Raw genomic sequence first — 24,950 nt, 5'->3', positions numbered from 1 at the left:
TTTTCAGGAATATACGCCTCTACTTGTATAGTTCGTTTTTAATTGGGAATGGAGGCTATTTATGAAACAATTTGCGGCACTCTCAACTATTGCTCTACTCTTTTTTATGCTGACAGGCTGCAATTCTATGGAAGAACAGAAGGCTGAGAAGGCAATCAACACCTATTACAATGCACTCATTGAAAAAGATTATAAGAGGGCTTTTTCAACTTTGTTTCCTTTTGATGATACGAATGCTCTATCGAACGGTACCCAGTTAACGAAGAAGGAAGCAGAAAAATTATTCATAGAACAAATGGATACTATGGATAAGCAAAATTACAAAATAACCTGTTTCAAAATCCTAGAAGTTGAATATGAGGATGGTCATTCTTTTTGGCACCATGTTGAGGTTACTGGCGAACACAATGGCGAATCATTTTCACATAATGAGGTTGTAGATACACACGATGGAAAACTAGTGATTAGGAGTTCAGATCCTTATGTCGAATTCCGAAATGGCAATATGAACATAGGGTTAATCTCTATGTAATTTAATATTTAAGATTTAGTAAAAAAAATTAGGGCTACCACAATAAATGGCTCCCTAATTTTTTTATTTATTTCAAAAGAGATGCTTTCGATTCCGGGCTATACAGGGCGCTTGCGCTTTTCTTTATGATAGCTCTTCTAAACCCCAATCATTGTATGTATATTTTTCTTTCTCACATATAGGCTTATAGTCTTCACAAAAATCGACTAGCTTTTTACTTCTTATCTTAAAAAATTTATCCCGTTTTGAGAAGGCTTTTACTACATCATCCCTATTGAGAATCATTTTATCCCTAAAGCAAAAGATCTCATTTTCTTCATTACCGAACGGATTGAAGTTCCCGTGCTGGCATGATTGACAGCACGCAAGACAGATACCGCTTGGAAGCTCCTTTTGTAAATACTTTAATGCATACTCAAAGGAGTCCGAAAGCTTAGATTGGTATGGATGATTATTCACTCTTACTTCAAAGTGAATCCTTTGAAATTCACCTTCATCTAATTGATCATAAAGTATGCGGGTTGGTATGGCAGTAATTTTTCCTTCTATAAGATAGTTAATATTCCTACTCTCTACTTTCAACCGACAGACCTCCAATAAATTAAAATTACCCCTTATTTTTCAACCCAACTGGCAAATAATACGAAAGATTATTAGTAATCATCCCTCCAACTCTATAACCAATGGCTCCCGCTCTTCCATTTAGCAGAAAGCTTCCTAACAACAAATTCCCTTCCTGCCTACCCTTCTCACTATTGAAAGAAACTGTAGGATGCTCGATATATTGTTGATACACCGAAACATATTCCGAATACGACTGTTGTTGATCCCTATAGGTTAGCCTGCCATCCTCATTAAATATCTCTACAGTGTCTCCCTCTCTACCAAACGCAGGCTTTTTCACATAAGAAACACCCTTTTGTAATAAAGGAGCTTGTTCAAGAAATGTCGGAAGGAAATATTCATGAATCCAGCTATGCTCCTGTTCTGTAAAAAAAGGATGCTGCTCTTCATGCAGTCCCCAAATAACTGCCTGAACTACTTTATTTTGCAGTAAAAAGGCTGAGGGAGGGTTAATAATCGTTAGCTTTTTCATTTCAACAAGCTCGAGTAGCCATAACCCAATCGGATTTCCTGTGGAATCTTCATCCTTTATCAAATTTTCAATTGGAAATGTTTGTCGATATAAAATATCAATTCTTTTACCCTCTTCATCAAAAAGCCCAATACCTCTTTGAATTTGCAGCTTGTGAAGCGGAGTAAACTTAGATGGCTGCATCCCGTCCTGCAGGTATTTCACCGTAAGATAATCCTCGAGATGATCCTCATGAGCAGTAAACACAATATGAGGAGACTTTTTCTTTGTACTTCCATACACACTGTTCCTAACAGACGTTCGTAACAGCCCCTCCATACCCTCATTTGGATTTTCTACACCGAACTCCTTGCATACCTTACCATTAATAGAGAACAATTCTTTAATAAATGTCGGTGTATCTGCATTGATTTCAATGCACTTATAGCTATCACCATATGGGATCAGGTCGAGTCGTGCTATTACACTTTCGACCGGAAGCGTTTTTAACCTTAAAAAAGAAAGCGTCTCGGGTGGAAAACCCATTTCAAGCAGTGTTTCATCTGGCACTTCTCGAAGTAAGGTCCCCATCTTAAAAAAGATGGAGCCAATACGTTCACTAGCAAGACGGATATGAGCCACCTCGGCTTCGGTCAACAGCGCTAAATCAAAAAGTGCATATTCCTCTCCGTAAAGATTCGCCCAAAAATCTTCTATCTTCCCGTAAAATTGCTGTCGTTTGCTACTATACATAGTTTCAGTCAGCACTCCTCTAAATCCGTTACGTATATAACATATACGCCTCGGTCTTCATCAATTTCAGTAGAGGTAACAAGCCTTTGCCCGATGCCTGGCACATCCACTACATCCTTTAAAAGAAAGCGAAGAACATCAAAATGAGAACGGCAGGAAATTCGAGAATACAATCGATAGTTCTCTCGTTCATTCGGGCTCCGAAATTCCACCTGTATTCCTTCACCTCTAAAGCTTCGTTCATCTTCCCCTGACAAGTTTCTTCCTAATTCTTTTACTACTAAAATCTCTTGATCGCCATCCATCTCATTAGCCGTTAGCTCGAACTGAGTTCCTTTCATAATAAAATATGTACAAAGCTGCCTTGCATAGCATTCATCTACGCCTATATTCGGAATCGAGTATTCATAAAACGGCTCATAGAGACCATTACCTTTATCAATATAGTAAATTAATCTTTTCAATAACGTCCCCACCCTATGTTAGTACGATAAACATTTTGCTAAAATCCAACCAACTGCTAAAGATAACGATAGCAGCATCGTCCCTACTGCCCGATTATCCTCTTCAATTGCTTTTTGAATACTAAAGCGGATAGTAATCGCTTCCGCTAGCATAAAGACAATAATTTGAGACACAATCCCGATGACGCCCCAAATCGCCATATCGACTAGAGATACTGAATATTCAGCAGCCGCACCTAACACAAGGGCTAGTCCCATCACTTTTCCACCTAGAAGCATAGCCGCTGATACATTTTTTTCAGCAATGAGCTTAAATTCTTTTAATTTTGGTGTACTAATTGTAAATAAAGCAACCCCCACAAGTAGTAGAACAAGTGCAACTCCTATATAAGCTAAGAAATTAATATATAAATTCACTAGAATCCTCCCTTTTCAATAAAAACTCGTTATCCTCCGTAGCTTTTTGATCCACTTCCAAACCCAGAGCTAGTCTGGCTTCCCCCTTTAAAGGAAGAACCATTTTTATAGCTCATATAGTCACTACTTTTTAATAGCGAGTTTTTATCCTTATAATATCGACCACCAAAGAAATAATGTCCACGGTAGGTTGAAGTAGAATCGTCACATACCCAAACACCATCATCGTCGTCCCAATCCCAATCCCTACATTCTTGATCAGTAGGCTGAGGTGGAAGCTCGGCAGTTGATGAACCACAGCCAGTTAGTCCAAGGGTAAGTGCAGTCGTTGTTACACCTATCATTATTTTTTGTGTTTTCCCCACTATTAACACCCCCTTCCGTTATTCATATCATAATTTTACGGAATACCTTAGAAAAAGATTCAGAAATATCTCGTTAAAATAAATAAAGAGTTCTGGCAAATCGTGAATCAACTATTTATGAAATTAACTTACTAATATTCTATAAATAACACATTATTTCTTCTGTAAATCTATAAACTATTAATACAGTTGTTTTAGAGGAGGGAAAAGAATGAAGCGATTGCCATCTAAAGGTTTACCTAAAGGACAACTATTCGAAGAAATGCAAGAAGCGCGCGCACATGATGCAAATTGGAAGGACGGACGAACATTTAGTCTTGTATATTATGCTGGTGAAGAATTAAGCAATGTAGCTAAGGAAGCTTACAATTTATTTTTCCATGAAAACGGCTTAAACCCTATGGCGTTTAAAAGCCTACAAAAATTTGAAACGGAAGTGCTGTCTATGGCAAGCTCCTTATTTTACGGAGATGAAAAAGTGGTAGGCAGTTTAACGTCCGGTGGCTCTGAAAGTATTTTAATGGCGGTGAAGGCCTACCGTGATTGGGCTAGAAAGCATCGTCCCCACATTAAGGAACCAGAGATGATTGTACCAACAACCGTTCATGCTGCATTTGAAAAAGCTGCGCATTATTTCGGGGTGAAGGCAATCCATGCACCTGTAGACAATCAATTCCAAGTAGATGTAGAAGAGGTAAAGGCATTAATAAACGATAATACGATTTTACTTGTAGGCTCTGCACCAAATTATCCACAGGGAATTGTCGATCCGATTGAGCAATTAGGCGAAATTGCAGAAGCTCATAGAATACCGTTGCATGTAGATGCATGCTTAGGTGGCTTCATCCTTCCGTTTATTGAAAGGCTTGGGGGCCATATTGCACCGTTCGATTTTCGTGTCCCCGGTGTCACATCCATTTCAGCAGATGTGCATAAATATGGCTACGCTGCAAAAGGAGTATCAGCCATACTATACCGTGATGAAGAATATCGCAGGTGCCAGTATTTTGCGTATGGGGATTGGCCAGGAGGATTGTTTGCCTCACCTACTGCCACAGGAACTCGTCCTGGAGGTGCAATTGCTTCTGCTTGGGCGGTCATGAAGTATTTAGGTGAAGAGGGCTATTCTGAGCTCGCAAGTAAAACAATGCAGGCTACGAATAAATTTCTGGATGGTCTTGCAACGATTCCTGAGCTTCAAATACTCGGCAATCCAAGGGCTTCAATTTTTACGATAGCATCAAATGAAGTAAATATTTTTGCTTTAGCGGATACATTAGAGCAGCGTGGCTGGCATATCGATCGTCAACAATTGCCAACATGCCTCCACTTTATGATTACACCCGCACATTTACACGTAGCCGATGCCTTTATTCTCGATTTAAAAGAATCCGTTCAATTTGCTTTAGACAATCCGAATTTAGCCCAGGAAGGAACCGCTGCGATGTACGGTATGATTGGACAAATGCCTGACAAGTCGAAAATTCATGATTTTATCATACAAACGTTAGATAGCACTATGCGATTGCGATAAAGGAGGCATGTGCCCATGAATGAGCGGTTACGAAAGGTTATATATGGCTCGGGTGAAAGTGTACCGGTCGTTGCTAATACGGTTATTGCTCTATATTTTCTATACTTTTTAACAGATATTGTCGGAATATCACCTGCACTGGCTGGGGCAGTTTTTATGATTGGGCGTTCATGGGACGCGTTTACTGACCCTGCAATAGGATTGATCAGTGACCGTACGAAAACACGCTGGGGACGAAGAAGGCCATATTTTTTATTTGCTGCACTACCTTTAATTATACTCTACTCATTTTTATGGCAGGAGTTTGAATTTTCAACACTTACCTCATTCATCTACTACACATTGCTCTATATGCTATTTATGACGGCTTTGACGGTGTTTCATGTTCCTTATATTTCACTCATCTCTGAATATAGCACCGATTATATGGAGCGAACGAGCATTACAAATTACCGGATTTTCTTTCAGCTTTTTTTCGGACTATTTGCAGCAGTTATACCTAAAATCGTAGCAGATGCAACAAGCTATTCAACGATGGCATTTGGAATCGGGATTTTTATGACGACCGTAGCGATTTTATTATTCAGCATGACAAATGAGCGCCCTGTCCCTATTCAAACAGAAAAAACGAAATTGCTTGGAGAGCTAAAAAGTGTTTTTCAAAATCGGGCAATGAAATATTTACTCTTCATTTATGTGGGCTGCTATGCGGCTGCCAATGTGATTGAAGGATTTGTTATTTATTACCTCAAATACTATTTAGACCGTGAGCTGGATATGTCCATATTATTTGTAATCGTTATTGGGGCTGGGATTCTTTCACTACCAATTTGGACAAAGGTCACAAAGGTAGTAGGCAAAAAGCAGACATTGTTCATCGGACTTGTCCTGTGGCTCTTGGGACAGTTCGGCTGGTTATTCATTTCGGCGGATTCACCTGAATATTTGGTGTATGCTATCGGCGCCATTGTAGGTGTTGGCTATGGTGTAGCTCACGTTCTACCATGGGCCATGCTCCCAGATGTTATTGATTTTGATGAATTAAGAATTGGCAAAAGAAGAGAAGGCATTTATTCGGGAATTATGACATTTTTCATGAAGCTCGCAAACTCGCTCGCCATCTTTTTGATCGGGCTCGTTCTAGAATTTTCAGGCTATATAGCAAATGAAGTGCAAACAGCCGAGACGATAAACGTCATTAAATGGACAATGGCGTTAGCACCAGGCATCTTTGTAGTGCTGGCACTTGTAGCAACGTGGCTTTATCCATTCAGTCGTAAGGATCATGAAAATATTAGAAGACAATTAAGTAAAAACTAACAATAGAACGCGAATGCTAAAATCAACTCGCATTCGCGTTTATTAAATTGTATAATCTGTTGTTCGAAAAGAAAATAATGAAGGCATCATACCTTTAGAAATTAATTTTTGAATAATAAGCTCATTTAAGACTAGACAAATGTGATTTTATATAGTATATTAAGTTTAATAAAATCAATTACAAAATATCAATGAATTCACCTATTACAAAGAGTAATCATGTTAAATTCGGTACTTTTTGTAATAAGTGAATTCTTTTTTTGGAAAACATGTGATTTTATTAAATTTATTTAATTAATGGAGGTCATTCTAATGACACAAGGTACAGTAAAATGGTTTAACGCAGAAAAAGGTTTTGGATTCATCGAAGTTGAAGGCGGAAACGACGTATTCGCTCACTTCTCAGCTATCCAAGGTGACGGCTTCAAAACTCTTGAAGAAGGTCAAAAAGTTGAATTCTCAGTAGAAGAAGGTCAACGTGGACCTCAAGCTACAAACATCGTAAAACTTTAATTTTAATGATGTAACCAATATAGAGGTCTGTTAGTCATTCATTGACTAGCAGACCTCTTTCCATTTTGCTATATCATCACTCAGTGTCTATTCATACGTTAGGTCGCCGCTGATGAAGCAGCAGCTTGGTCAGCCTTTACACAATCAATTGCCACGACTATTGCAATAATGATGGATTCCATTTCTTCATTCAACACTTGAACCTCGTAGCTATCGCCCCATGTGAACCACTCCTTGCTTACGCTCCCGACAACTTCACCATGCTGAAGCACCTGAAAATTCATATCCCACCAGTTACCATGTACTTCAATACCTGCTGCATCAATTGAATAGCGTGCCTTTAAAAAAGAAAACTCCTTCTTAATCGTTAGCACCTCTTGCCCATTCACTTCCACAAAAAACTTAGGTAAAAAGCTAAACACTTTTTTAGTAATAAGTCCAACCTCATCCCGCGCAGCGTTCATAATCGAGAAGGTCTTCGGAATTTGCATAAAACTCCCCGCTACAAAATAAACGTCCTGCTCCTTCTCATCCTTTACTGTAAATTTTCCACTTAAACTAAATACCTTCTGCTTTATATATAGTTGCTTCATACTTATCCTCCAATTATAAATAATCGAATACATTTCACTACTATGTTCTACTCATTCTCCTCAGATTCCTTCAAGACACATAATTTCCATTCTTAACTTCGCCCATTTTATCCAAAACCCGTTCACTTCTATTGACAGAAAATTCTTACTTAATGTATGATTTTGGTATTACCACAGCATTCAAGTTGTATTACCGAAAAAAGGAGGACGATAATATGACAGAAAAGGAAAGCTCCTCAGATAAAATTGAACACGAACTTATTCAATCGATCCTAGCTGGTTTTTATTGTGTACGAAGCACTTTACCGCCTGAAAGAGAGCTTGCCAAACAATTTGGTGTTGGTCGTCCCACTATTCGGGAGGCACTTCAACGTTTAGGAAGGAGTGGATGGATTACAGGGAGAAAGGGAATGCCGGCGATGGTTAATGATTACTGGCGCAGTGGGAATTTGACGACACTCGTTAATATTATTGAAAACCATCAATCCATGACAGATGATTTTATCGGGTACCTATTAGAATTAAGAAGCTCGTTAACACCGACCTATATTCGAGATGCTATTACGTATAATCAGCCAAAAGTCGTGGCTCTCCTTGCCAATCTAGAAAGTCTAGAAGATTGTGAGGAAAGCTATGCAGCATTTGATTGGCACTTGCAAAAAAGCTGTGCTGGTCTTGCTGCTAACCCTATTTATCTACTCATTTTAAATAGCTTTGATTCGATCTATGAAGAAATGGCGAGGCGATATTTTTCCGTGAAAGACTATCGTGATCTGTCCTCAAACTATTACAAATGCTTATTACAAGCTGCATTAAATGGAGATGCAACTGAGGCAGAGAGATTGTCCAAAGCCACAATGGAGAAAAGCTTGACCCTTTGGAAAGCAAGAATAAAATAATAATAGTTGGAGGCGTGAGATATGAAGTTAAAATATTTTAAAGAATATTTCTCTTATCCTGATATATTAGTCATGAGCCTTTTATTTCTTCTTAGCTTTGGAGTTATGGTATATCATTTTAATTCTATCGCAATATTAGGTGCCTTTATTCTCGGAATGATCCTGTATTCTTTAGCTGAATATATGATTCACCGTTTTGTTTTTCACTTAAAGCCCCCAAAGAATGCTTTTTTATTAAAGTTGCTAAAGCGCTTGCATTATGACCACCATGCTAATCCAAATGAATTACACTTATTATTTTTACCCCTATGGTATAGCGTACCAAACATTGCCGTTGCAGGAGCCATTTTTTATTTCTTTTCGTCTAGCCTGATTATGACGAATGCCTTTATTGCAGGAATTATCATCTTCCTACTTTATTATGAGTGGAAGCATTATATCGCCCATCGTCCTCTTCAGCCCATCTCTCCATGGGGACGTTGGATGAAAAAAGTCCATTTACTGCATCACTTTAAAAATGAAAATTTCTGGTATGGCGTAACGAATCCAGCCTATGATTATCTTATGGGCACCTTTAAAAACCAAAAGGATGTAGCCCAAAGTAAAACCGCTAAAGATTTAGAAAAGCGAAACTAATAAAATTCCATAAGAGAACCTTTTCACAATGAACCGCATGACTCTCAACTGAGGAATGTAAAAAAAGAGTATTTGGCGTATTTGAATATTTTAAAATAGAGCAGCAAAGGTACTAAAAACAACTTTCCTCCTCCACATTATTTAGCGATATTACTAATTAGGGCCATCAGAATTGATGGTCCTACTATTGTTTAATTCAATCTTTTAATAGAAAAAATGGTACAGAATCGATCTCATGGATATGTTAGGAATCGATACTTTGTTTGCTATCCAAACTTTTTCCGTTACAATAATAATCAAAATCGATTGAGGATGTGTGACATGAATTTTGATGAAGTGATGGAGCAACTAGAAGCATTAGGGAAAGAGCGTACGAAGAAAATCTATGTCTCAAACGGTGCAAAAGAACCTGTATTCGGCGTTGCAACAGGTGCGATGAAGCCTATAGCCAAAAGAATAAAAATCAACCAACCACTAGCAGAACAGCTTTACGCTACAGGCAACTATGATGCAATGTACTTTGCAGGGATCATTGCCGACCCAGTTCATATGACCGCGGATGATTTTAATCGTTGGATCGATGGCGCTTATTTTTACATGCTTTCGGACTATGTTGTCTCAGTAACACTAGCAGAATCGCCTATCGCCCAAAGCATTGCCGATGAATGGATTGCAAGTGGTGATGAGTTGAAAATGTCCGCTGGATGGAGCTGCTATTGCTGGACCCTTGGCAATCGAAAGGACGAGGAATTTTCTATCCCTAAGTTAACTGACATGCTTCAAGCCGTGAAAGCAACAATTCATGAGGCACCTCCGCGTACGCAAGCTTCTATGAATAATTTTTTAACGACTGTCGGTGTCTCCTTTAAGCCGCTACACCAACAGGCGATTGAAACAGCCCAAAGCGTGGGTCCGGTAGAAATTCAGCGTGATAATAAAAAAAGCAGTATTGTACATGCCTATGAAAGTATCCTAAAGGAAGTTGAGCGTAATCGAATCGGCTTTAAAAGAAAATATGTACGATGCTAAGGAGAGGTTACAATATGAACTACGATCATTTAGTAGATGAAAAAAGACGCGAAGCTTTTATAAAGCTCGTAGAAACAATTGAAAAAAATTTACCTAATGGATTTGAAAAACTTGAAGAATACGGTGGGATAGGCTATGTCGTCCCTCATTCTCTCTATCCAAAGGGCTATCATTGTACGCCTGAAAAGCCACTTCCCTTTCTCGGTCTTATTGCGCAAAAGCGACATATCGGACTTTACCATATGGGCATTTATGCTGATCATGAACTCCTACAATGGTTCCAAGATGAATATGCTGAGAGAGTACCTACAAAATTAAACATGGGGAAAAGCTGTATTCGACTAACGAACACAAAGCATATTCCCTATGAGCTGATTGGCGAACTCCTGCAAAAGATGACACCACAGCAATGGATTGAGCTGTATGAAAAACAATTGGTGAAAAAATAAGGGGCTGTTTTGGCCCCGAAGATTTACCTTCTCAAAGCTACATTGGGAAGGTTATTTTTTAACATTTGATATTCCGAATTACTCCACCTGTTCACCGCGTTCATTTAAATACAAATAAGAGTGTTCTTTGACATCTACCGGTACTATATAATGTACAATCGTTGGTTTTCCTGGTGTTATATTTACAAATTCCTTATTCTTTCTATTCTCATATATCGTAATGGATGCCACTTCATGCTCTGATTTCAAACCGAGCATCCTTACTGTAGTCGTCTCATCATCTATCGTGACAAACTGACCTTCATTAAAAATATTTCCCGAATGCCATGTCATCGAACTATACACATATTGACCATCGTGATATTCAAATACCGCTAATGCACTTAGCCCATCTGAATATGAAATTAACGCCGAACGAGTATTATGGAATGTCGATACATATTCCAATGTCGGCTCCCCAAATTTTACATGAGCCTCATCTAACCTTTTTCCAACAACCTCAATTATTGTTTGCTCATCATAACCAATGTTATTTCTATTCGGTGACATGAAGAGTTGTAGCGTAGAAACAACGAAAACAATTATGAATAATACTCCGATTTTCCGATGCTTATTTTTAAATAAAAATACAATGGCTGCTACAACTAATACTTGCATGAATAATAGGGTTAACCAATTACTCCATTCATAATAAAGCAATTTCATCCCATTATTTTTTTCGTCTCCAATTTTAATATATGGAATCTCCGCTACTGGTTCGAGCTTTGCAATTAGAGCTGGTGCTTGAGAAACGAGTTCCTTTATCGATTCAACTTGTTGCACTTGTTGCGGAGTGTCCCCATGCCATAAAGCTTCCTGGAAGTAATGGAGCAGCTCACTAATTAAAAAACGCTCCTGACTATTTAAGGATGAATCGCTATAAAACTGACCACTGTTTTTTTCAAGTGCGAGACGCATTAAATAAGCATCCCCAGCATAGAAAAATTGATTAGTATCGTCCGATTCTAAAAGGATAACCATGTCATTAAAATAATTTACAATCGCTTCATCGACACTACCAAAACGTGCATCTCCACTAGCCTCTTGTGGTACTCCCTCGTTCTTTACATTAATAGTTAAGTATAATAAAGCAGAGATCACAATCATACTTACAACGATGAATGATGGCATATAATTGCGTTTTTTTCGTTGTCCATTTAATATGCTGTGCTTCAATTGTGGAGACATTTTTTTAGTATTCAATGAATCGGATAATGCTTTAGAAATCGGATCCATCCACGAACTCCCCCTTCTCCAGTAAATCCCCTAGCTTTTGTCGACCTCGCCTCAGCCTTGTTTTCACCGTATTTTCTGAAACAAGAAGAATCTTTGCTATTTGTGCTGTCGTCATTTCTACATAATGATAAAGCACAATTACTTCTCGATATTTTACAGGCAAGTTTACAATTTGATCATAAAGCTCTGCCATAATTTCTTTTTTAATTATTTCCTCTTCAACATGAGTTTTCGAAATTAAATTTTGACTCAATTGCACTAGCTTCGTGCCCTTATACTTCCAGCTCATTAAATACGTTTTGCATCGATTCACGGCAACTTGATACAAATACGTTTTCACATTTGCCTCATGCCTAAATTTATTTTGTGCCTGATAAAATCGCAGGAACGTTTCTTGCGTCAAATCCTCGGCAATTTGCCAATCTTTCGTATACGTATAGCAAAGTCGTAAAATATAATCTCCATTATTATGTAAAATTTCTTCAAACGTTTGGAACTCCATTGTAGCCTCCTTTCAACACTTACCCCGTTAGACCTTCTCGTCAACGGAATAGTTTCAAGTTTCCAAATTTTATTTTCAAGGTATGTAAAAATCAATTTTCAATCAATAAAAAAGTCTACTAGCTACAAGTTATTAACCTACTATTCAATCTACACTCAGCAAGCCACCATACTAGTCCTGATTAACGCATTCATGCCGTAGTTAAATTAAATCAGCTTCCTTAATCGGTATCATTAAGTATTTGCTAAGAAGCCTCTTACATTTAATTTCTGATTATATTGCCAACCGAATTCTCCTCATGTATAAATTCAGATGAAAGGCATTTGAGTTAAACAGATTTCAAATGCCTTTGGTTGTTTAATATTAAATTTTCTATGAGAAAATCGCACTTACTTACAATTTGATTCACGGAACATAAGCTAAATGAGGTTTAATTTTTTTATTATTTTAGAATGGGTTCTGTCTGTTACTCGGGCTTTATTTTATTCGTTTTTTTCTTTTCTCCACCTTTACCTAATATTTCCTTTCTAAAATCACTTAAAATGGCAAGGGCCATGGTAATCAGGACAAAAATCAGTGGAAAGGCACTCACTATAATAGCTGTCTGCATTGCTTCGAGACCCCCGGAAAGCATTAATACGACTGCTGATGCACTTAGAAACAACCCCCATACAACTTTAACAATAATCGGAGGATTTAAGTTACCATGAGTAGTCTGCATCCCTAGAACGAAGGTAGCTGAATCTGCCGACGTAACGAAAAAAGTCGTAATCAATAAAAGCGTAACGACTACTAAGACATTTGAAAATGGTAAGAGGTTATATACTGCAAATATTGCTGTTTCCAATCCTTCACCCGAAATATTTGCCCCCTCAAAAAACTCAAAATGAATAGCTGTTCCTCCGAAAACAGCAAACCAAAAAGCACATACGATCGTCGGAATAACAAGCACAGCAATCATAAATTCCCGAACTGTCCGCCCCCTTGAAACTCTGGCAATAAAGGTCCCAACAAAAGGAGCCCACGCAATCCACCAAGCCCAATAAAAAATAGTCCAATCTTGTATCCAGGAAGCTTGCTCTTTATTGAAGGGGGTCAATCTTAATCCCATACTAGGCAAGTTTTGAACATAACTTCCTAAGGTTGTTGTAAATAAATCCAGTACAAACCCAGTTGGACCTAAAATTAAGAACGTAAATAGCAGAATGACCGCTAAGACTAAGTTTGCATTGCTTAATAGACTAATTCCTCTTTTTAGACCGGTACTAGACGAAAGAATAAATAAGACCGTAACGATTGCCATGATGATTAGTTGGACAGTAAAGTTGTTAGGCACAGCCGGAACTACATAATGAATACCTCCATTTATTTGTGTAGCACCTAGTCCCAAAGAAGTGGCCACCCCAAAAATAGTAGCAAACACTGCGATAGCATCAACTATTATTCCTACCGTTCCTTTTGCCCGGTCCCCAAGTAGAGGCGTTAACGTGACACTTAATAAACCCGGCTGTTGTTTTCTAAATTTGTAATAAGCTAAGATCAGTCCGATAACCGAATATATTGCCCATGCATGAAAGCCCCAATGTAAATAGGTATAGCGTAAAGCAATTTTTGCTGCTTCTCCTGTTCCACCTTCCCCAATTGGTGGATTGACAAAATGAGAAATTGGCTCAGAAACGCCAAAAAAGAGAAGTCCAATCCCCATCCCAGCACTGAACAGCATAGCAAACCACGTACTATTTTTAAATTCAGGTTTATCATCATCCTTACCTAACTTTATTTTTCCGTACTTACTAAAAATCAAAAATACAGCGAATAGAAGGAAAAAGGTTGCCGATAATTGATAAAACCAACCAAAGGATTCTAAAAAGAAACCCTTTGTATGATCCATCACTTCTCCTAATTGAACAGGAGCAACTATTCCCCAAATAACAAAAGCACTTGCAATGCCAATTGAAATCCAAAATACATGTGATACCTTACTCAATTATCCCAACTCCCAATGAACGAAGATAAATTTATCTTTCCCCATTGATAGAAAATAATGAGATGGATTCTCCAAACGATAAAAGGCAAAAATATGGTCTTATTTACTAATAATCGTTGTTATTTCAATAATAACTATCCAATAAAAATCATCATTTATAAAAAAAAACCATAAATATGCAGACAAGTTCAAAATTTATGATTTGAAGCACCGTTTCAAAAAAGCGGTGCTTGTTTTATGCTTTATCAAATTTTGTACCCTTAATGCAATTTATATATTGCAAAAAGCAATTTATAATGTATATTATAAGTAATCAGAAAATTAAGGGGGCTGTACTATGTTTAAACGAAAAAAGTTTTCAGATGAGCGTGTTACAAATATGCAAAACAAAATTTATCGGGAAATTTTTACGATTATTACGGTCATTTGTTTCGTAAGCATTGCCATTAAATTTTTGACTATTGGTAAGGAATTTAACTTAATCATAACGGAGACTATTATATTGATATTGTCAGGTGTATATTATCTGTTTAGATCAGTAAAGATGGGGATTTTCTCAGAAGAGGTGGAAATCTCGAATGCTAATAGTAAATTTAAATACAGTACACGTACAATGGCAATCGGGATTATTTATGGTCTATTCTTAAGTATAATATTCGGCGTGAATAGTGCATTTAATTATGCAGATAGCACAGCGCAAGCAATTGAGTATTTCTTTATCGTATTTTTAGTATCACTCATCATTTACATTCCTGGGTTGCTGATAGTATTACTAGTTCCATACAGTATGGCGAAAAGCCAAAGCGATAAAGTAAATCGTAAAATGTTAGATGAATTGGATGATGAAGCATAAATGAAAAATGTTCGATTAAAAGCTGCCCGAATTGAAAGTGACATGTCACAGGAGGATTTAGCGAAAAAGGTAGGCGTCACCCGTCAAACAATTGGTCTGATCGAATTAGGAAAGTACAATCCAACGCTTTCGGTTTGTATAGCGATTTGCCAGGCATTAAATAAAACATTGAATGATTTATTTTGGAATGAAGAAGTTTAAAAGTGCAAGATGTTAAGTCGTTTGGAAATACATTCATTCGTAACAATTTGCAAAGGCCGATTATTTAATTGATAATCGGCCTTAGTTATAACAATACCGTTTCACGAACAATTTATCGCACTCAAATATAAGTCTAATGAAGATTCGACTTCAGATGCAACGAGCTCAATAAAATCTTGATAATCTTCTGTCGTATGTGCTTTATCTAACGCATTGTAATACGCCAAACGATTCCCAACTTTAATAACAATCGGCGGATAACCCGATTTCAATAACTCCAAATTTAATAATAGTCTTGAAGTGCGTCCATTACCATCAATAAAAGGATGAATCCCTACAAAAATAGCGTGTAGCATAGCCCCACGAAGAACTGGATGGAGCTGCTGTGCTTCTGTTTCATACCAACTCATTAAAGCGCCCATTCGCTCTTGAAGAGCCGTTTTCAGAATGACAAATTCAAAGCGTTTATAGATATTTCTTAAATTGATTAGGTGAAATTAATAGCTTTTACTCTAGCGACAAGTTGGATCATAGAAAGTAGCTTTGCAATGTAAACATCTGTACCAAATCCCCCTTGGCAGACATCATTAAGATCGGGATCATACTTTTATTTGTAATATTTTTTTAGCATTCCATTCCACCAATTTTGGGAGTCACGTAAGCAAACGATTAGGTAAATTCAATAACAATGTAGAATTATTAATTAACACTTAGAGTATTTATAAACACGTATTCAAAGGAGAGATGCAACAGTAGAAAAAAATAGTTTATCCAGAAATAGAGACATCTGGTTGGGTAGAGTTTATTACAGTTGTTTTACCAATTGCTCTTTTGGCAATAATTAGTGTAATCATTGTCGCTTTTGTATATATCGTTAGGATAGTTAATCGTTATTTAGCGAACGCTAAAATAGCCGAACAGAAATTAAAAATGGAAGAAACAGATTTACAAGAGATTAAACAACGTCTTGAACGAATTGAAAAAATCTTAAGTGAGGTTGAGTGATATCTTTCTTATTGTGCTAACTTGGTGGAAATCAATTAAACATCTATAATAAAGGGGATATCATAATGCTATATAAGATTTGGAATGGTGCATCAGCAATCGTTATTAAAGATTATAGTGTATTAATGGTAAGAGCAAACAATTCAATTAGTTGGGGTGTTCCATCGGGGGAAGTAGAAGATGACGAAACAGCAAAGGAAACTTGTATACGTGAAGTTTTTGAAGAAACTGCATATAAAGCTGAAATAGTTAAAGAGATACATACCAAAAATTCAATTATCAAAGATTATAAAGTAACACCACATCACTTCTTATGTGAAATTATCGGTGGCAAATTACAATATCATGATCCTGATGAAGAAATTGAAGAAATTTCATGGAAAAATAATAGTGAAATTTCAACAATAATCCATAATTATCCTGAAGACAAGGAAATTATTGAACAACTATTACTAAATTTATAATCTTAAAGGCTTCTGGTCAGATTAATGCGGATTTACACGGGTAATCAATGAAGTGTGCCCAAACGGCGCTTTAGGTAGGATTGCATATAACTATATAATGTAGTTTGGTATACTTTATGATAAAAATGAAGTGGAAGTGTTATAGTAATGGAATTTATATTCGTACTACTTATATGCCCAATTACTGTTATTATCGCATCAATAATCAGTTATTACCTAGTAAAAAAATGGTTTTTAACGCCTATATTAACTTTTATTGTATTTACTATTCTTACGTTTACCCGTTTTAATGAAACTTTCTTTTTTTGGGTAATCATTTATACAATACTTTCAATTATCGTAAGTTTATTTTTTAAATTTACAAAGAAAAACTGAAAATTATTTTAATTATACATACCAAAAGTTTGGAAATGCATCAAAAAACCTCGAATAGCGGAAACCTGTATGTAGCAATTTTTTAATTGATTAATTTGTTCTGATTATTACCTGTAATTCCTTTATCAAAATGAACTGAAGACATGAACTGAAGACATGAACTGAAGACCCGAATGAAGCACCCATTATCCGATAACTTTTGAGTGACAATAAATCATTTACCTCTTTCCCCCGTAAATAAATCCCACAATTGTTGTAAGGTTTGAAAAGAGCGGAATTGAAACCGTCATTAATTCCCCCAATAAGTATCAGGCTTTAAAGAAAAACATGATACCTGAATTTAATATCTACTCTTCCTTTTAACTCCCACAACCATTTTTCACTACTTGCCATACCCAATAGCACAACGTTACAATTATTGTAAATTAAGTAGAGATGTTGCGTTTTTTCATGACGCTTATTCAAAGTATACTTTTATTTATTTTCATCCCCAATTTTAGGTGAAAAATAATACGATAACAATCTAGTACTGGCCGAGGAGTATAGACATGAATTTAGGTGCAAAAGTAACACAAAAACAATTAATGAACGTTTTACTAAATGTTGCCGTGACGCGTCCGGTTTTTATTTGGGGCGCACCTGGTATCGGGAAATCCGCTTTAGTAGAGGAGTTTGCAAGCCAAGTTGGTCTGCCATGTGTTTCATTACTAGGTAGCCAGCTGGCGCCTGAGGACATTATCGGAGTCCCTCAAATTATTAACGGCAAAACAGAATTTTGTCCGCCAACGATGATTGCTAAGGATGAGCCGTACTGTTTATTTTTAGATGAATTAAACGCCTGCTCTCAAGAGGTGCAAAAATCATTTTATAGCTTAATCCATGATCGTCGCGTAGGCAATTATACACTACCCGAAGGCTCTATCGTCATTGGTGCAGGCAACCGCGCTCAGGATAGTGCCATCGTAAAGACGATGAGTTCTGCCCTTATTAATCGTATGTTCCATGCACAGCTGCATGTGTCACACAAAGAATGGTTAGAGTGGGCAATGGGTGCTAGTATTCATCCACTCGTAATTGAATATTTACAAGTACGTCCGGATCATCTATGGAAGCAACCGCCAAAGCATGAGGAGCCTTTCTCTACACCGAGAAGCTGGCATATGTTAAGTGATGCTCTATATGAGTATGGGGACGAAAATTTAACAACTGAAATTATCGGTATTTTAGCTGAAGGGTGTATTTCACCTCAGCATGCTGCACAATTTAAAGCATTTTATAAGCAAAGTGATACAAAATACTATTTAAATAAAATCTTAGCAGGTGAAATGAAGTTTCCAAGTGCGCCTGAGGATCGTGATATTTTATACTTCCTCGTACAAAGCTTCCGTGCTCAAATCATTAAAGAGCTACCACCAACAAATGAAAAAATATCCGGAACACAACGCAATTTCGCCCATCAAGCAAAATCACTTATTAAGGACTTAGCTGCCATTAGTCACGAAATGGCACAGCTTGTTGTCGTTAATCAAGAGGATGAGGATAACTTACCAAACTGGTTTATGACTGAAATCATTCGTGACCTACCTCGACTTGTTGATCGAAAGGATAAATAATATGGCGAATAATAAACGGCAGCAAACTACGAGCGAGAAAAATTTTTCAGCGGCGTGTCTGTTTTTAAATGAGCATCCGATGTTTTCTAGACTTTTTTATAGTACTTATGTAAGAAGAGATAGCAATTACAGCGGCTCAGCACAAGGCTATGCATATGTCACGGAGGGTGGAGGCATTTATTGTAATCCGAGCAAGAACCTCTCTACGGATGGATGGGTGTATGTACTTTGTCATTGCTTGCTTCATTTAGGTTTTGAGCATTTTAAGCAGAAAGAGCATCGCAGGCTATGGAATATTGCCTGTGATGTAATTGTTGCACGCTTTTTATCGGATATGAAAATCGGTCGTCATCCAGAAGGACTAACACCACCGACAGATGCTAAAACAAAAGATGAAAATACATTATACAATCATTTTGTTGAGCAGGGAGTCGAGCAGCAATACATCGGCTGGGGGACTGCAGGACCTAATGAGCCAGATATGTTTGAAGAGGAAACTAGTTATTACTTTCAAAAGGAATGGGGCTATTTATTAGCCGAAGGGATAGCCGATGCTGTTAGTCTAGCGGTCGAAGTTGCCAGCGGAGTTGCACCATCTTTTAGTGGTACTAGCAGGTCTTTAACCGAAGCGGAGCAAGCGAAAAATTGGTTTATTAGTAGCTATCCCCTTCTCGGCTCGTTAGCATCAAGCTTTACTATCATTACGGATTTACGCCTCTGTCAACAGCTTGATATTTCGATTGCCGCCATCGATGTGATGAATCAGGAAATTTATATAAACCCTTCAGCAAGTCTTTCGCTAGATGAGATGAAGTTTGTTCTTGCACATGAGCTTCTCCATGCCGGTCTTTGTCATCATGAACGTAGGCAAGGACGCGATGCTTACTATTGGAATGTCGCCTGTGATTACGTTATTAACGATTGGCTTGTGGAAATGAGCATTGGTGATATGCCTAAAGCAGGTGTTTTGTATGACCCTGATTTAAAAGGGCTAAGTGCAGAGGAAATTTATGACCGTATCGTAACAGACTTACGTACCTACCGTAAGCTCTATACACTACGGGGGCGCGAAGGAAGAGATATGATTGATGATGGTCCCCGGGCTCCGTGGATACTTCGAGAAGGCATGTCTCTAGAAGATTTCTATAAGTCATGTCTATCTCAAGGTCTTGAGTTCCACCAAGGACGCGGACGAGGTCTACTTCCTGCTGGATTAATTGAAGAAATTCGGGCACTTAGCATGCCTCCAATACGATGGGATGTAGAGCTTGCAAAATGGTTTGACCATTATTTCAAGCCAATTGAAAAAAAGCGCACCTTTTCAAGATTATCACGCAGACAATCTAGTACGCCTAATATTCCACGACCAAGCTATATTATAAACGATGACGATATTAAAGGGCGCACGTTTGGTGTTGTACTTGATACATCTGGCTCCATGGATACTAAGCTTCTCGCTAAGGCACTCGGTACGATTGCAAGCTACAGTATTGCACGTGATGTCGAGGCTGTGCGCGTTATTTTTTGTGATACTGTTGCCTATGATGCCGGCTATATGCGAGCAGAAGATATTCCAGGCTCCGTTAAAATTAAAGGGCGCGGCGGTACGATATTACAGCCAGCTATTACGCTATTACAAAAAGCGGAGGACTTCCCGAAAAACGGTCCGATTTTAATCATCACAGATGGCTTTACTGACCGCTTACAAATCGCCCATCCACATGCTTTTGTTTTACCAAAAGGAAACCGATTGCCATTTATTGCAAAGGGCGAAGTGTTTTATATTGATTGAACACCTTTCTAAGCGGCGTTCATTTTTAAGTGCCAAGTTTATAGTAATCAACTTGGCACACTTATTTTTCGTTCATCATATGCACTACTTACAAACTGTTGTTGTCTGCATTTGCTTTATAGAATGCAATGATCTGGGTATCAGCATTTACAACATACATTAATCCATTAGCACAGCCGAATATTATTGATAATTCTCCCCCACAAAAAATCTAATCATACTTTGACGATGACAAACATGTTACTCATGATGAACACGCAAATCAATGCTATAAAAGTTAGTTTCCACTAGTCAAACAGTCATATAAACATACCTCATCCTCGTTGCATAATCCACTTTCTAAATAGTTGCACATTACATAACCTCTACACAATTCTAAGTAAAACCTAATTTTTTTTTAAAACTAAATACGTTTTTTTATGAAATATGGACAAGATACTTATTACAAATACAATTCTTTAGGTAACCAGCACATTTTTATAATTCAACAGGAGGTTACATATGCAATACGTTATTTCTATTTTAGGTATTATTGTTGTATTGTTTTTGGCTTGGTTGGTAAGTTCCAATCGAAAAAATATAAAAGTCAAACCAATTATCCTAATGATTGTTATTCAAATTCTTTTAGCTTTGTTATTGTTAAATACAGAATTTGGATTGATCATCATCAAGGGAATAGCTGCTGTTTTTAACACGCTGCTAGAATATGCAAATGAAGGGGTTTCCTTCGTGTTTGGCGGCATGGCGAACGAGGGAGAGGCTCCATTCTTTTTAACTGTATTGTTGCCAATTGTATTTATTTCTGCATTAATTGGTATTCTTCAGTATCTGAAAATCCTGCCAATCCTTATGAAGGGAATTGGATTGTTATTAAGTAAAGTGAATGGAATGGGTAAGCTGGAATCATATAACGCGGTTGCTTCACTGATGGTCGGACAATCGGAGGTTTTCATCACATTAAAGAAGCAACTCGGTCTGCTTTCAAACCAACGTATGTATACTCTATGTGCGTCGGCGATGTCGACTGTATCAATGTCCATCGTTGGGGCTTATATGACAATGCTGGAACCGAAATATATTGTCACTGCTTTAGTATTAAATTTATTTGGCGGTTTTATCATAGCTTCTATTATTAATCCTTACGAGATTGATCCAAATGAGGATATATTAGAAATAGAGGCGCATGAACAACAATCCTTTTTTGAAATGCTAGGCGAGTATATCATTGATGGTTTCAAGGTTGCGATTATCGTCGGGGCCATGTTGATAGGGTTCATTGCATTGATGGCAGGATTCAACCATGTGTTCGAAGTGTTATTCAACATTTCTTTCCAAACTATATTAGGTTATATCCTTGCTCCAGTAGCCTTCATCATGGGGATTCCTTTCTCTGAAGCGGTTAGCGCTGGATCGATTATGGCGACTAAACTGTTGACCAATGAATTTGTAGCGATGTTGGAATTATCCGGAGGCAATTATCATTTTAGTGAAAAAACAATGGGTATTCTTTCTGTATTCCTTGTTTCCTTCGCCAACTTCTCATCTATCGGTATTATTGTTGGGGCTGTCAAAAGTCTGAACGAAAAGCAGGGAAATTCCGTTGCCCGTTTTGGGTTGAAACTGTTATATGGAGCCACACTTGTAAGCGTACTTTCAGGTATCATCGTTAGTTTGATTTTATAAAGTAATTTTCTTGCTGTTGGAATGGGAATCAGTGACCGAGAAATAGAAAATGCGCTTCTAATTAAAAGGCAGTGGTTCCCACCACCGCCTTTTGATTTAATAGCCATTTACAAAGTTTGAAATCGCTTCTCTTTCGTCTTCTGTCAATTCCCTACTTACATGTTTTTTATATTCTTTTATTATTTTCTGTTGATCCCCACCGCAAATATCTGTATATTTTGCAATCATTCTAAGCTTGGCTACTTCCTGATTATATTCCTCTTTTGAAATTGGCTTTTGATGCGAAGGAATATATGTTTCGGCATCAAATTGCTCTAACTCATCTAATAGCCGTAGCGTTTCTTTGATTGTATAGTTTTCTTTAACAGCATACATTTTAGGATAAATGCAGTCTGCAAGGAAAAGAATCTTCTCTTCCTTGATATACACTATTGCAGAGTCCGCAGCATGGTCCCCTCCAACATGTTGAACAATACATGTTACCCCGCCAAGGTCGATTTCTATTCGTTTTTCAAAAGTTATATGAGGTAGGACAATGTTGATGTCTCGGTGATCCTTGAATTCCTCCTTAATGGCTTTGGCGCAAAATTCAATTTCTATTCCCTCTTTCACTCGCGCATCGATTGCCTCGTCTGACCATGAAAATGGGATTAATTTCTCCATCTCTTCCTTTGTTTCCTTGAAGGCGATGGAAACGGTATTAGATAATGCTGAAAGACCAAAGATATGATCCCAATGCCAATGAGTAAGAACAACTAGATCAGGATTTGGAACACCTCTTTTTAAAAGTTCTTTTTGAAAATAATTAGCATGGTCCTCAGAGTTACCCGCATCGATCATTAATGTCTTATTATTGCCGACCACCATTCCTAGAATAGGTCGATCGGTTACTGATATTGGCGTTATATACCAAAAACTGTTACCTATTTTGTTAATTGCGTGCATAAAGGTATCTCCTTTTTATATTATTTTAATTGGAATAGCGGTAATATATTCTATTGTAGAATTTTCAAAGATCGGTGCCTTTTATGCTTTAATGCACTTACGTTCTCCACTATTCAGAATCTAATAAATTTCTAAGCAACAAAAAAGTACCAAGTCTAAAATAAATAGACTTCGTACTTATATTTTAAAAAACAACTTACTAAGATCGCCTCATCGTAACTTGCCAATGTGCGGTTTTTAAAAATAGGAATTCTACAATATTTTATGCTTATTTTTTCTTTGTAGATCCCTTTAATTGCTCTTCCATCCTAGCGATTGATTGTCTACGCCGGGAATTTTTTCTCTCTATATTTTCTAGCTCTTCAGGATTCGCAAATTCCTTACTAATTTCAGCTTCTTTAATATTTTCTTTCGTATTTTCAACCATTTTCCCTAGACTTAGCGCATTCTCGGACTTCTTATTAAATATGTCATGTCTGTCATTTTCCATCCCTGTTCCTCCTAGTTCATTTTTAAATACCTTCATTAGTTTGGATGTCTTTATTTTATTTATACAGAAAACAAGGAATTCAAATGAAAGGAATCTTTATTCAATTAATTATTTTTCACTCAAAAAAATAGCAGGCTTAAACGACCACCTGCTGAAGCACACTGAATTTTCACTACATTCATTCTCCTATATTGAAAATGTCATTTTTTAATCATCACAGATAACTTTATTGATCGCTTATAAAAAATCCCAAGATTAATAATTTGGCACACATATTATAATAAATTACACTTATATATATATTATGGTTCACTGTGTAAACTCAATAATAGTCCAAAATATTTTATCCTCTTAAAGTTGCAATGATTCTACTCGGTTTTAATAGTAAATCAAAGGCCTCTTCGATATCCTTACATACAATATCAGCTTTCATTAAAGATTTTGCGGAACACCCTTCTTCCCCGATCACTATAATCGATATGCTGCAAGCTTCAAACATTTGTCCATCATTAAACCCATTTCCAATACATATGCAATGTTCTACTCCCAGTTTTTCTACAATTTCTCTTTTATTTTCTGCAGCATTTGAGTTATCAAAAATTTGTATTTCAATTGGCAGATTAGCACATTGATTTCTGGCAGAACCATGAGTATCAGAAGTGACTAAATGTACTTTTACCCCTTTTTTATTAATCGCCTCTATTTTATCTTTTACGGAAGGAATAAGCTTACCATCACAAGCTATAGTTCCATTGTAGTCTAGTACAAGATTTTTAATTTTTATGATTTCTCTTCCTGGTATATTAATTTCCACTATAAGCAGCTCCTTTATGTGCTTTTTTGGTGTGTATCTGACATTTTTTAATAGTATAGTTATGAACCATATATTGTAAATCGCCCATGTAGAGTTATGTACCTAATCTATTTATGATACAGTTTGTCGATCAATACAAATAAAAGGCATAGGAAACGAAGGAATTTCAAATGCCTTTAGCCCTTTTATGATTAAATTTTTTAGGTGCAGTTGCTTTGCAATAAAGTCGACTATGTGCTGTCTATAAAGTAAAAACTCATCGCACCGACAATATTTATACTACATCTAAAGCTATTTCCACCATCTTTGTAAATGAAGTTTGTCTCTCTTCTTGTGTTGTTTGTTCATGTGTAATCATGTGGTCACTCACTG

General features: G+C 37.1%; 29 protein-coding genes and 1 pseudogene. 17 read left to right on the top strand and 13 right to left on the bottom strand.

Features of this window, described 5'->3' with window-relative positions; genetic code table 11:
- The first annotated feature begins 61 nt into the window (after nucleotides 1–61).
- Nucleotides 62–532 (top strand): hypothetical protein, encoded by a 471-nt coding sequence (locus V4T18_RS14350; RefSeq protein WP_332650451.1) that lies wholly within the window; start codon nucleotides 62–64, stop codon nucleotides 530–532.
- 123 nt (nucleotides 533–655) lie between these two features.
- On the opposite strand, the gene V4T18_RS14345 is transcribed toward V4T18_RS14350, so the two are convergent.
- The 5 genes from V4T18_RS14345 to V4T18_RS14325 are packed head-to-tail and all read right to left on the bottom strand — an operon-like array spanning nucleotide 656 to nucleotide 3,606.
- Nucleotides 656–1,114 carry a hypothetical protein gene (locus V4T18_RS14345; RefSeq protein ID WP_332650449.1) on the bottom strand — a complete coding sequence of 153 codons (459 nt, stop codon included), beginning with the start codon at nucleotides 1,112–1,114 and terminating at the stop codon, nucleotides 656–658.
- Between the two features lie 25 nt (nucleotides 1,115–1,139).
- Nucleotides 1,140–2,360: a glutathionylspermidine synthase family protein gene (locus V4T18_RS14340; RefSeq protein WP_332650447.1), complete on the bottom strand. Its 1,221-nt coding sequence runs from the start codon at nucleotides 2,358–2,360 to the stop codon at nucleotides 1,140–1,142.
- An 8-nt stretch (nucleotides 2,361–2,368) separates the two neighbouring features.
- A complete protein-coding gene (locus V4T18_RS14335) occupies nucleotides 2,369–2,824 on the bottom strand; it encodes an RNA helicase (RefSeq protein WP_332650446.1) in 456 nt (151 codons plus the stop codon).
- An 18-nt stretch (nucleotides 2,825–2,842) separates the two neighbouring features.
- Nucleotides 2,843–3,241, bottom strand: a complete 399-nt coding sequence (locus V4T18_RS14330; RefSeq protein ID WP_332650445.1) for a DUF350 domain-containing protein — start codon at nucleotides 3,239–3,241, stop codon at nucleotides 2,843–2,845.
- A 29-nt stretch (nucleotides 3,242–3,270) separates the two neighbouring features.
- On the bottom strand, nucleotides 3,271–3,606 hold the full coding sequence (locus V4T18_RS14325; RefSeq protein WP_332650444.1) for an aminotransferase yhxA: 336 nt from the start codon (nucleotides 3,604–3,606) through the stop codon (nucleotides 3,271–3,273).
- Nucleotides 3,607–3,817: 211 nt separating this feature from the next.
- Here V4T18_RS14325 and V4T18_RS14320 point away from each other — a divergent pair, with 211 nt between their 5' ends.
- From V4T18_RS14320 to V4T18_RS14310, 3 genes are all read left to right on the top strand, one after another.
- Nucleotides 3,818–5,140 (top strand): pyridoxal phosphate-dependent decarboxylase family protein, encoded by a 1,323-nt coding sequence (locus V4T18_RS14320; RefSeq protein ID WP_332650442.1) that lies wholly within the window; start codon nucleotides 3,818–3,820, stop codon nucleotides 5,138–5,140.
- A 15-nt stretch (nucleotides 5,141–5,155) separates the two neighbouring features.
- Nucleotides 5,156–6,460: an MFS transporter gene (locus V4T18_RS14315; RefSeq protein ID WP_332650440.1), complete on the top strand. Its 1,305-nt coding sequence runs from the start codon at nucleotides 5,156–5,158 to the stop codon at nucleotides 6,458–6,460.
- Between the two features lie 312 nt (nucleotides 6,461–6,772).
- Nucleotides 6,773–6,973, top strand: coding sequence for a cold-shock protein (locus tag V4T18_RS14310; protein WP_054770577.1), 201 nt, complete (start codon nucleotides 6,773–6,775; stop codon nucleotides 6,971–6,973).
- A gap of 98 nt (nucleotides 6,974–7,071) precedes the next feature.
- On the opposite strand, the gene V4T18_RS14305 is transcribed toward V4T18_RS14310, so the two are convergent.
- On the bottom strand, nucleotides 7,072–7,566 hold the full coding sequence (locus V4T18_RS14305) for an LURP-one-related/scramblase family protein (RefSeq protein WP_332650433.1): 495 nt from the start codon (nucleotides 7,564–7,566) through the stop codon (nucleotides 7,072–7,074).
- Nucleotides 7,567–7,781: 215 nt separating this feature from the next.
- Here V4T18_RS14305 and V4T18_RS14300 point away from each other — a divergent pair, with 215 nt between their 5' ends.
- The 4 genes from V4T18_RS14300 to V4T18_RS14285 all read left to right on the top strand — a co-directional run bounded on the left by V4T18_RS14300 (nucleotide 7,782) and on the right by V4T18_RS14285 (nucleotide 10,579).
- Nucleotides 7,782–8,465, top strand: coding sequence for a GntR family transcriptional regulator (locus tag V4T18_RS14300; RefSeq protein WP_332650431.1), 684 nt, complete (start codon nucleotides 7,782–7,784; stop codon nucleotides 8,463–8,465).
- Between the two features lie 21 nt (nucleotides 8,466–8,486).
- Nucleotides 8,487–9,101, top strand: coding sequence for a sterol desaturase family protein (locus V4T18_RS14295; RefSeq protein WP_332650429.1), 615 nt, complete (start codon nucleotides 8,487–8,489; stop codon nucleotides 9,099–9,101).
- Between the two features lie 321 nt (nucleotides 9,102–9,422).
- Nucleotides 9,423–10,130: a DNA alkylation repair protein gene (locus tag V4T18_RS14290; RefSeq protein WP_332650427.1), complete on the top strand. Its 708-nt coding sequence runs from the start codon at nucleotides 9,423–9,425 to the stop codon at nucleotides 10,128–10,130.
- Between the two features lie 14 nt (nucleotides 10,131–10,144).
- The gene (locus V4T18_RS14285; RefSeq protein WP_332650425.1) at nucleotides 10,145–10,579 is read left to right on the top strand and encodes a DUF1801 domain-containing protein; all 435 of its coding nucleotides are present in this window, start codon (nucleotides 10,145–10,147) and stop codon (nucleotides 10,577–10,579) included.
- A 78-nt stretch (nucleotides 10,580–10,657) separates the two neighbouring features.
- On the opposite strand, the gene V4T18_RS14280 is transcribed toward V4T18_RS14285, so the two are convergent.
- Entirely contained in the window at nucleotides 10,658–11,854 is a 1,197-nt protein-coding gene (locus tag V4T18_RS14280; RefSeq protein WP_332650423.1) for a hypothetical protein, read from the bottom strand.
- Nucleotides 11,838–12,356, bottom strand: a complete 519-nt coding sequence (locus V4T18_RS14275; RefSeq protein WP_332650422.1) for a sigma-70 family RNA polymerase sigma factor — start codon at nucleotides 12,354–12,356, stop codon at nucleotides 11,838–11,840. Before V4T18_RS14275 ends, V4T18_RS14280 begins: the two co-directional genes overlap by 17 nt.
- 205 nt (nucleotides 12,357–12,561) lie before the next feature.
- Here V4T18_RS14275 and V4T18_RS14270 point away from each other — a divergent pair.
- Nucleotides 12,562–12,672 (top strand): annotated as a pseudogene (locus V4T18_RS14270) (TetR/AcrR family transcriptional regulator); the annotation flags it as partial.
- Between the two features lie 150 nt (nucleotides 12,673–12,822).
- On the opposite strand, the gene V4T18_RS14265 reads toward V4T18_RS14270, so the two are convergent.
- The gene (locus V4T18_RS14265; protein WP_332650421.1) at nucleotides 12,823–14,343 is read right to left on the bottom strand and encodes a glycine betaine uptake BCCT transporter; all 1,521 of its coding nucleotides are present in this window, start codon (nucleotides 14,341–14,343) and stop codon (nucleotides 12,823–12,825) included.
- Nucleotides 14,344–14,680: 337 nt separating this feature from the next.
- On the opposite strand from V4T18_RS14265, the gene V4T18_RS14260 reads away from it, so the two are divergent.
- A complete protein-coding gene (locus tag V4T18_RS14260; RefSeq protein WP_332650418.1) occupies nucleotides 14,681–15,196 on the top strand; it encodes a DUF6773 family protein in 516 nt (171 codons plus the stop codon).
- Nucleotides 15,197–15,397, top strand: a complete 201-nt coding sequence (locus tag V4T18_RS14255) for a helix-turn-helix transcriptional regulator (protein WP_332650417.1) — start codon at nucleotides 15,197–15,199, stop codon at nucleotides 15,395–15,397.
- 101 nt (nucleotides 15,398–15,498) lie between these two features.
- Here the strand turns inward: V4T18_RS14255 and V4T18_RS14250 are convergent, their stop codons facing one another.
- On the bottom strand, nucleotides 15,499–15,819 hold the full coding sequence (locus tag V4T18_RS14250; RefSeq protein WP_332650415.1) for a Fic family protein: 321 nt from the start codon (nucleotides 15,817–15,819) through the stop codon (nucleotides 15,499–15,501).
- Between the two features lie 409 nt (nucleotides 15,820–16,228).
- Here V4T18_RS14250 and V4T18_RS14245 point away from each other — a divergent pair, with 409 nt between their 5' ends.
- The 6 genes from V4T18_RS14245 to V4T18_RS14220 all read left to right on the top strand — a co-directional run bounded on the left by V4T18_RS14245 (nucleotide 16,229) and on the right by V4T18_RS14220 (nucleotide 22,329).
- A complete protein-coding gene (locus tag V4T18_RS14245) occupies nucleotides 16,229–16,402 on the top strand; it encodes a hypothetical protein (protein WP_332650414.1) in 174 nt (57 codons plus the stop codon).
- Nucleotides 16,403–16,467: 65 nt separating this feature from the next.
- Nucleotides 16,468–16,866 carry an NUDIX hydrolase gene (locus tag V4T18_RS14240; RefSeq protein ID WP_332650412.1) on the top strand — a complete coding sequence of 133 codons (399 nt, stop codon included), beginning with the start codon at nucleotides 16,468–16,470 and terminating at the stop codon, nucleotides 16,864–16,866.
- A 147-nt stretch (nucleotides 16,867–17,013) separates the two neighbouring features.
- Nucleotides 17,014–17,241, top strand: a complete 228-nt coding sequence (locus V4T18_RS14235) for a DUF2651 family protein (protein ID WP_332650410.1) — start codon at nucleotides 17,014–17,016, stop codon at nucleotides 17,239–17,241.
- 548 nt (nucleotides 17,242–17,789) lie between these two features.
- Nucleotides 17,790–18,854 (top strand): MoxR family ATPase, encoded by a 1,065-nt coding sequence (locus V4T18_RS14230; RefSeq protein ID WP_332650409.1) that lies wholly within the window; start codon nucleotides 17,790–17,792, stop codon nucleotides 18,852–18,854.
- 1 nt (nucleotide 18,855) lies between these two features.
- Nucleotides 18,856–20,646: a vWA domain-containing protein gene (locus V4T18_RS14225; protein ID WP_332650408.1), complete on the top strand. Its 1,791-nt coding sequence runs from the start codon at nucleotides 18,856–18,858 to the stop codon at nucleotides 20,644–20,646.
- A 501-nt stretch (nucleotides 20,647–21,147) separates the two neighbouring features.
- Nucleotides 21,148–22,329: a NupC/NupG family nucleoside CNT transporter gene (locus V4T18_RS14220; RefSeq protein ID WP_332650406.1), complete on the top strand. Its 1,182-nt coding sequence runs from the start codon at nucleotides 21,148–21,150 to the stop codon at nucleotides 22,327–22,329.
- Nucleotides 22,330–22,425: 96 nt separating this feature from the next.
- Here the strand turns inward: V4T18_RS14220 and V4T18_RS14215 are convergent, their stop codons facing one another.
- From V4T18_RS14215 to V4T18_RS14205, 3 genes are all read right to left on the bottom strand, one after another.
- Nucleotides 22,426–23,274, bottom strand: a complete 849-nt coding sequence (locus tag V4T18_RS14215; protein WP_332650405.1) for an MBL fold metallo-hydrolase — start codon at nucleotides 23,272–23,274, stop codon at nucleotides 22,426–22,428.
- A 268-nt stretch (nucleotides 23,275–23,542) separates the two neighbouring features.
- Entirely contained in the window at nucleotides 23,543–23,764 is a 222-nt protein-coding gene (locus V4T18_RS14210) for a spore protein Tlp (RefSeq protein ID WP_332650404.1), read from the bottom strand.
- Nucleotides 23,765–24,107: 343 nt separating this feature from the next.
- A complete protein-coding gene (locus tag V4T18_RS14205) occupies nucleotides 24,108–24,578 on the bottom strand; it encodes an HAD family hydrolase (RefSeq protein ID WP_332650403.1) in 471 nt (156 codons plus the stop codon).
- Between the last annotated feature and the right edge of the window lie 372 nt (nucleotides 24,579–24,950).

This window comes from Lysinibacillus sp. 54212 (genome assembly GCF_036662795.1).
GTDB lineage: Bacteria > Bacillota > Bacilli > Bacillales_A > Planococcaceae > Lysinibacillus_B.
This window is presented reverse-complemented; position numbering and strand designations above follow the sequence as displayed.

What these genes read in the sequence shown, in the direction of transcription:
- V4T18_RS14320 (WP_332650442.1), top strand. Translation starts at nt 3,818, where the DNA reads ATGAAGCGATTGCCATCTAAAGGTTTACCTAAAGGACAACTATTCGAA.
- V4T18_RS14315 (WP_332650440.1), top strand. Translation starts at nt 5,156, where the DNA reads ATGAATGAGCGGTTACGAAAGGTTATATATGGCTCGGGTGAAAGTGTA.
- V4T18_RS14300 (WP_332650431.1), top strand. Translation starts at nt 7,782, where the DNA reads ATGACAGAAAAGGAAAGCTCCTCAGATAAAATTGAACACGAACTTATT.
- V4T18_RS14215 (WP_332650405.1), bottom strand. Translation starts at nt 23,274, where the DNA reads ATGCACGCAATTAACAAAATAGGTAACAGTTTTTGGTATATAACGCCA.
- V4T18_RS14230 (WP_332650409.1), top strand. Translation starts at nt 17,790, where the DNA reads ATGAATTTAGGTGCAAAAGTAACACAAAAACAATTAATGAACGTTTTA.
- V4T18_RS14240 (WP_332650412.1), top strand. Translation starts at nt 16,468, where the DNA reads ATGCTATATAAGATTTGGAATGGTGCATCAGCAATCGTTATTAAAGAT.
- V4T18_RS14235 (WP_332650410.1), top strand. Translation starts at nt 17,014, where the DNA reads ATGGAATTTATATTCGTACTACTTATATGCCCAATTACTGTTATTATC.
- V4T18_RS14220 (WP_332650406.1), top strand. Translation starts at nt 21,148, where the DNA reads ATGCAATACGTTATTTCTATTTTAGGTATTATTGTTGTATTGTTTTTG.
- V4T18_RS14255 (WP_332650417.1), top strand. Translation starts at nt 15,197, where the DNA reads ATGAAAAATGTTCGATTAAAAGCTGCCCGAATTGAAAGTGACATGTCA.
- V4T18_RS14340 (WP_332650447.1), bottom strand. Translation starts at nt 2,360, where the DNA reads ATGTATAGTAGCAAACGACAGCAATTTTACGGGAAGATAGAAGATTTT.
- V4T18_RS14295 (WP_332650429.1), top strand. Translation starts at nt 8,487, where the DNA reads ATGAAGTTAAAATATTTTAAAGAATATTTCTCTTATCCTGATATATTA.
- V4T18_RS14260 (WP_332650418.1), top strand. Translation starts at nt 14,681, where the DNA reads ATGTTTAAACGAAAAAAGTTTTCAGATGAGCGTGTTACAAATATGCAA.
- V4T18_RS14285 (WP_332650425.1), top strand. Translation starts at nt 10,145, where the DNA reads ATGAACTACGATCATTTAGTAGATGAAAAAAGACGCGAAGCTTTTATA.
- V4T18_RS14305 (WP_332650433.1), bottom strand. Translation starts at nt 7,566, where the DNA reads ATGAAGCAACTATATATAAAGCAGAAGGTATTTAGTTTAAGTGGAAAA.
- V4T18_RS14275 (WP_332650422.1), bottom strand. Translation starts at nt 12,356, where the DNA reads ATGGAGTTCCAAACGTTTGAAGAAATTTTACATAATAATGGAGATTAT.
- V4T18_RS14250 (WP_332650415.1), bottom strand. Translation starts at nt 15,819, where the DNA reads ATGGGCGCTTTAATGAGTTGGTATGAAACAGAAGCACAGCAGCTCCAT.
- V4T18_RS14310 (WP_054770577.1), top strand. Translation starts at nt 6,773, where the DNA reads ATGACACAAGGTACAGTAAAATGGTTTAACGCAGAAAAAGGTTTTGGA.
- V4T18_RS14225 (WP_332650408.1), top strand. Translation starts at nt 18,856, where the DNA reads ATGGCGAATAATAAACGGCAGCAAACTACGAGCGAGAAAAATTTTTCA.
- V4T18_RS14350 (WP_332650451.1), top strand. Translation starts at nt 62, where the DNA reads ATGAAACAATTTGCGGCACTCTCAACTATTGCTCTACTCTTTTTTATG.
- V4T18_RS14210 (WP_332650404.1), bottom strand. Translation starts at nt 23,764, where the DNA reads ATGGAAAATGACAGACATGACATATTTAATAAGAAGTCCGAGAATGCG.
- V4T18_RS14280 (WP_332650423.1), bottom strand. Translation starts at nt 11,854, where the DNA reads ATGGATCCGATTTCTAAAGCATTATCCGATTCATTGAATACTAAAAAA.
- V4T18_RS14290 (WP_332650427.1), top strand. Translation starts at nt 9,423, where the DNA reads ATGAATTTTGATGAAGTGATGGAGCAACTAGAAGCATTAGGGAAAGAG.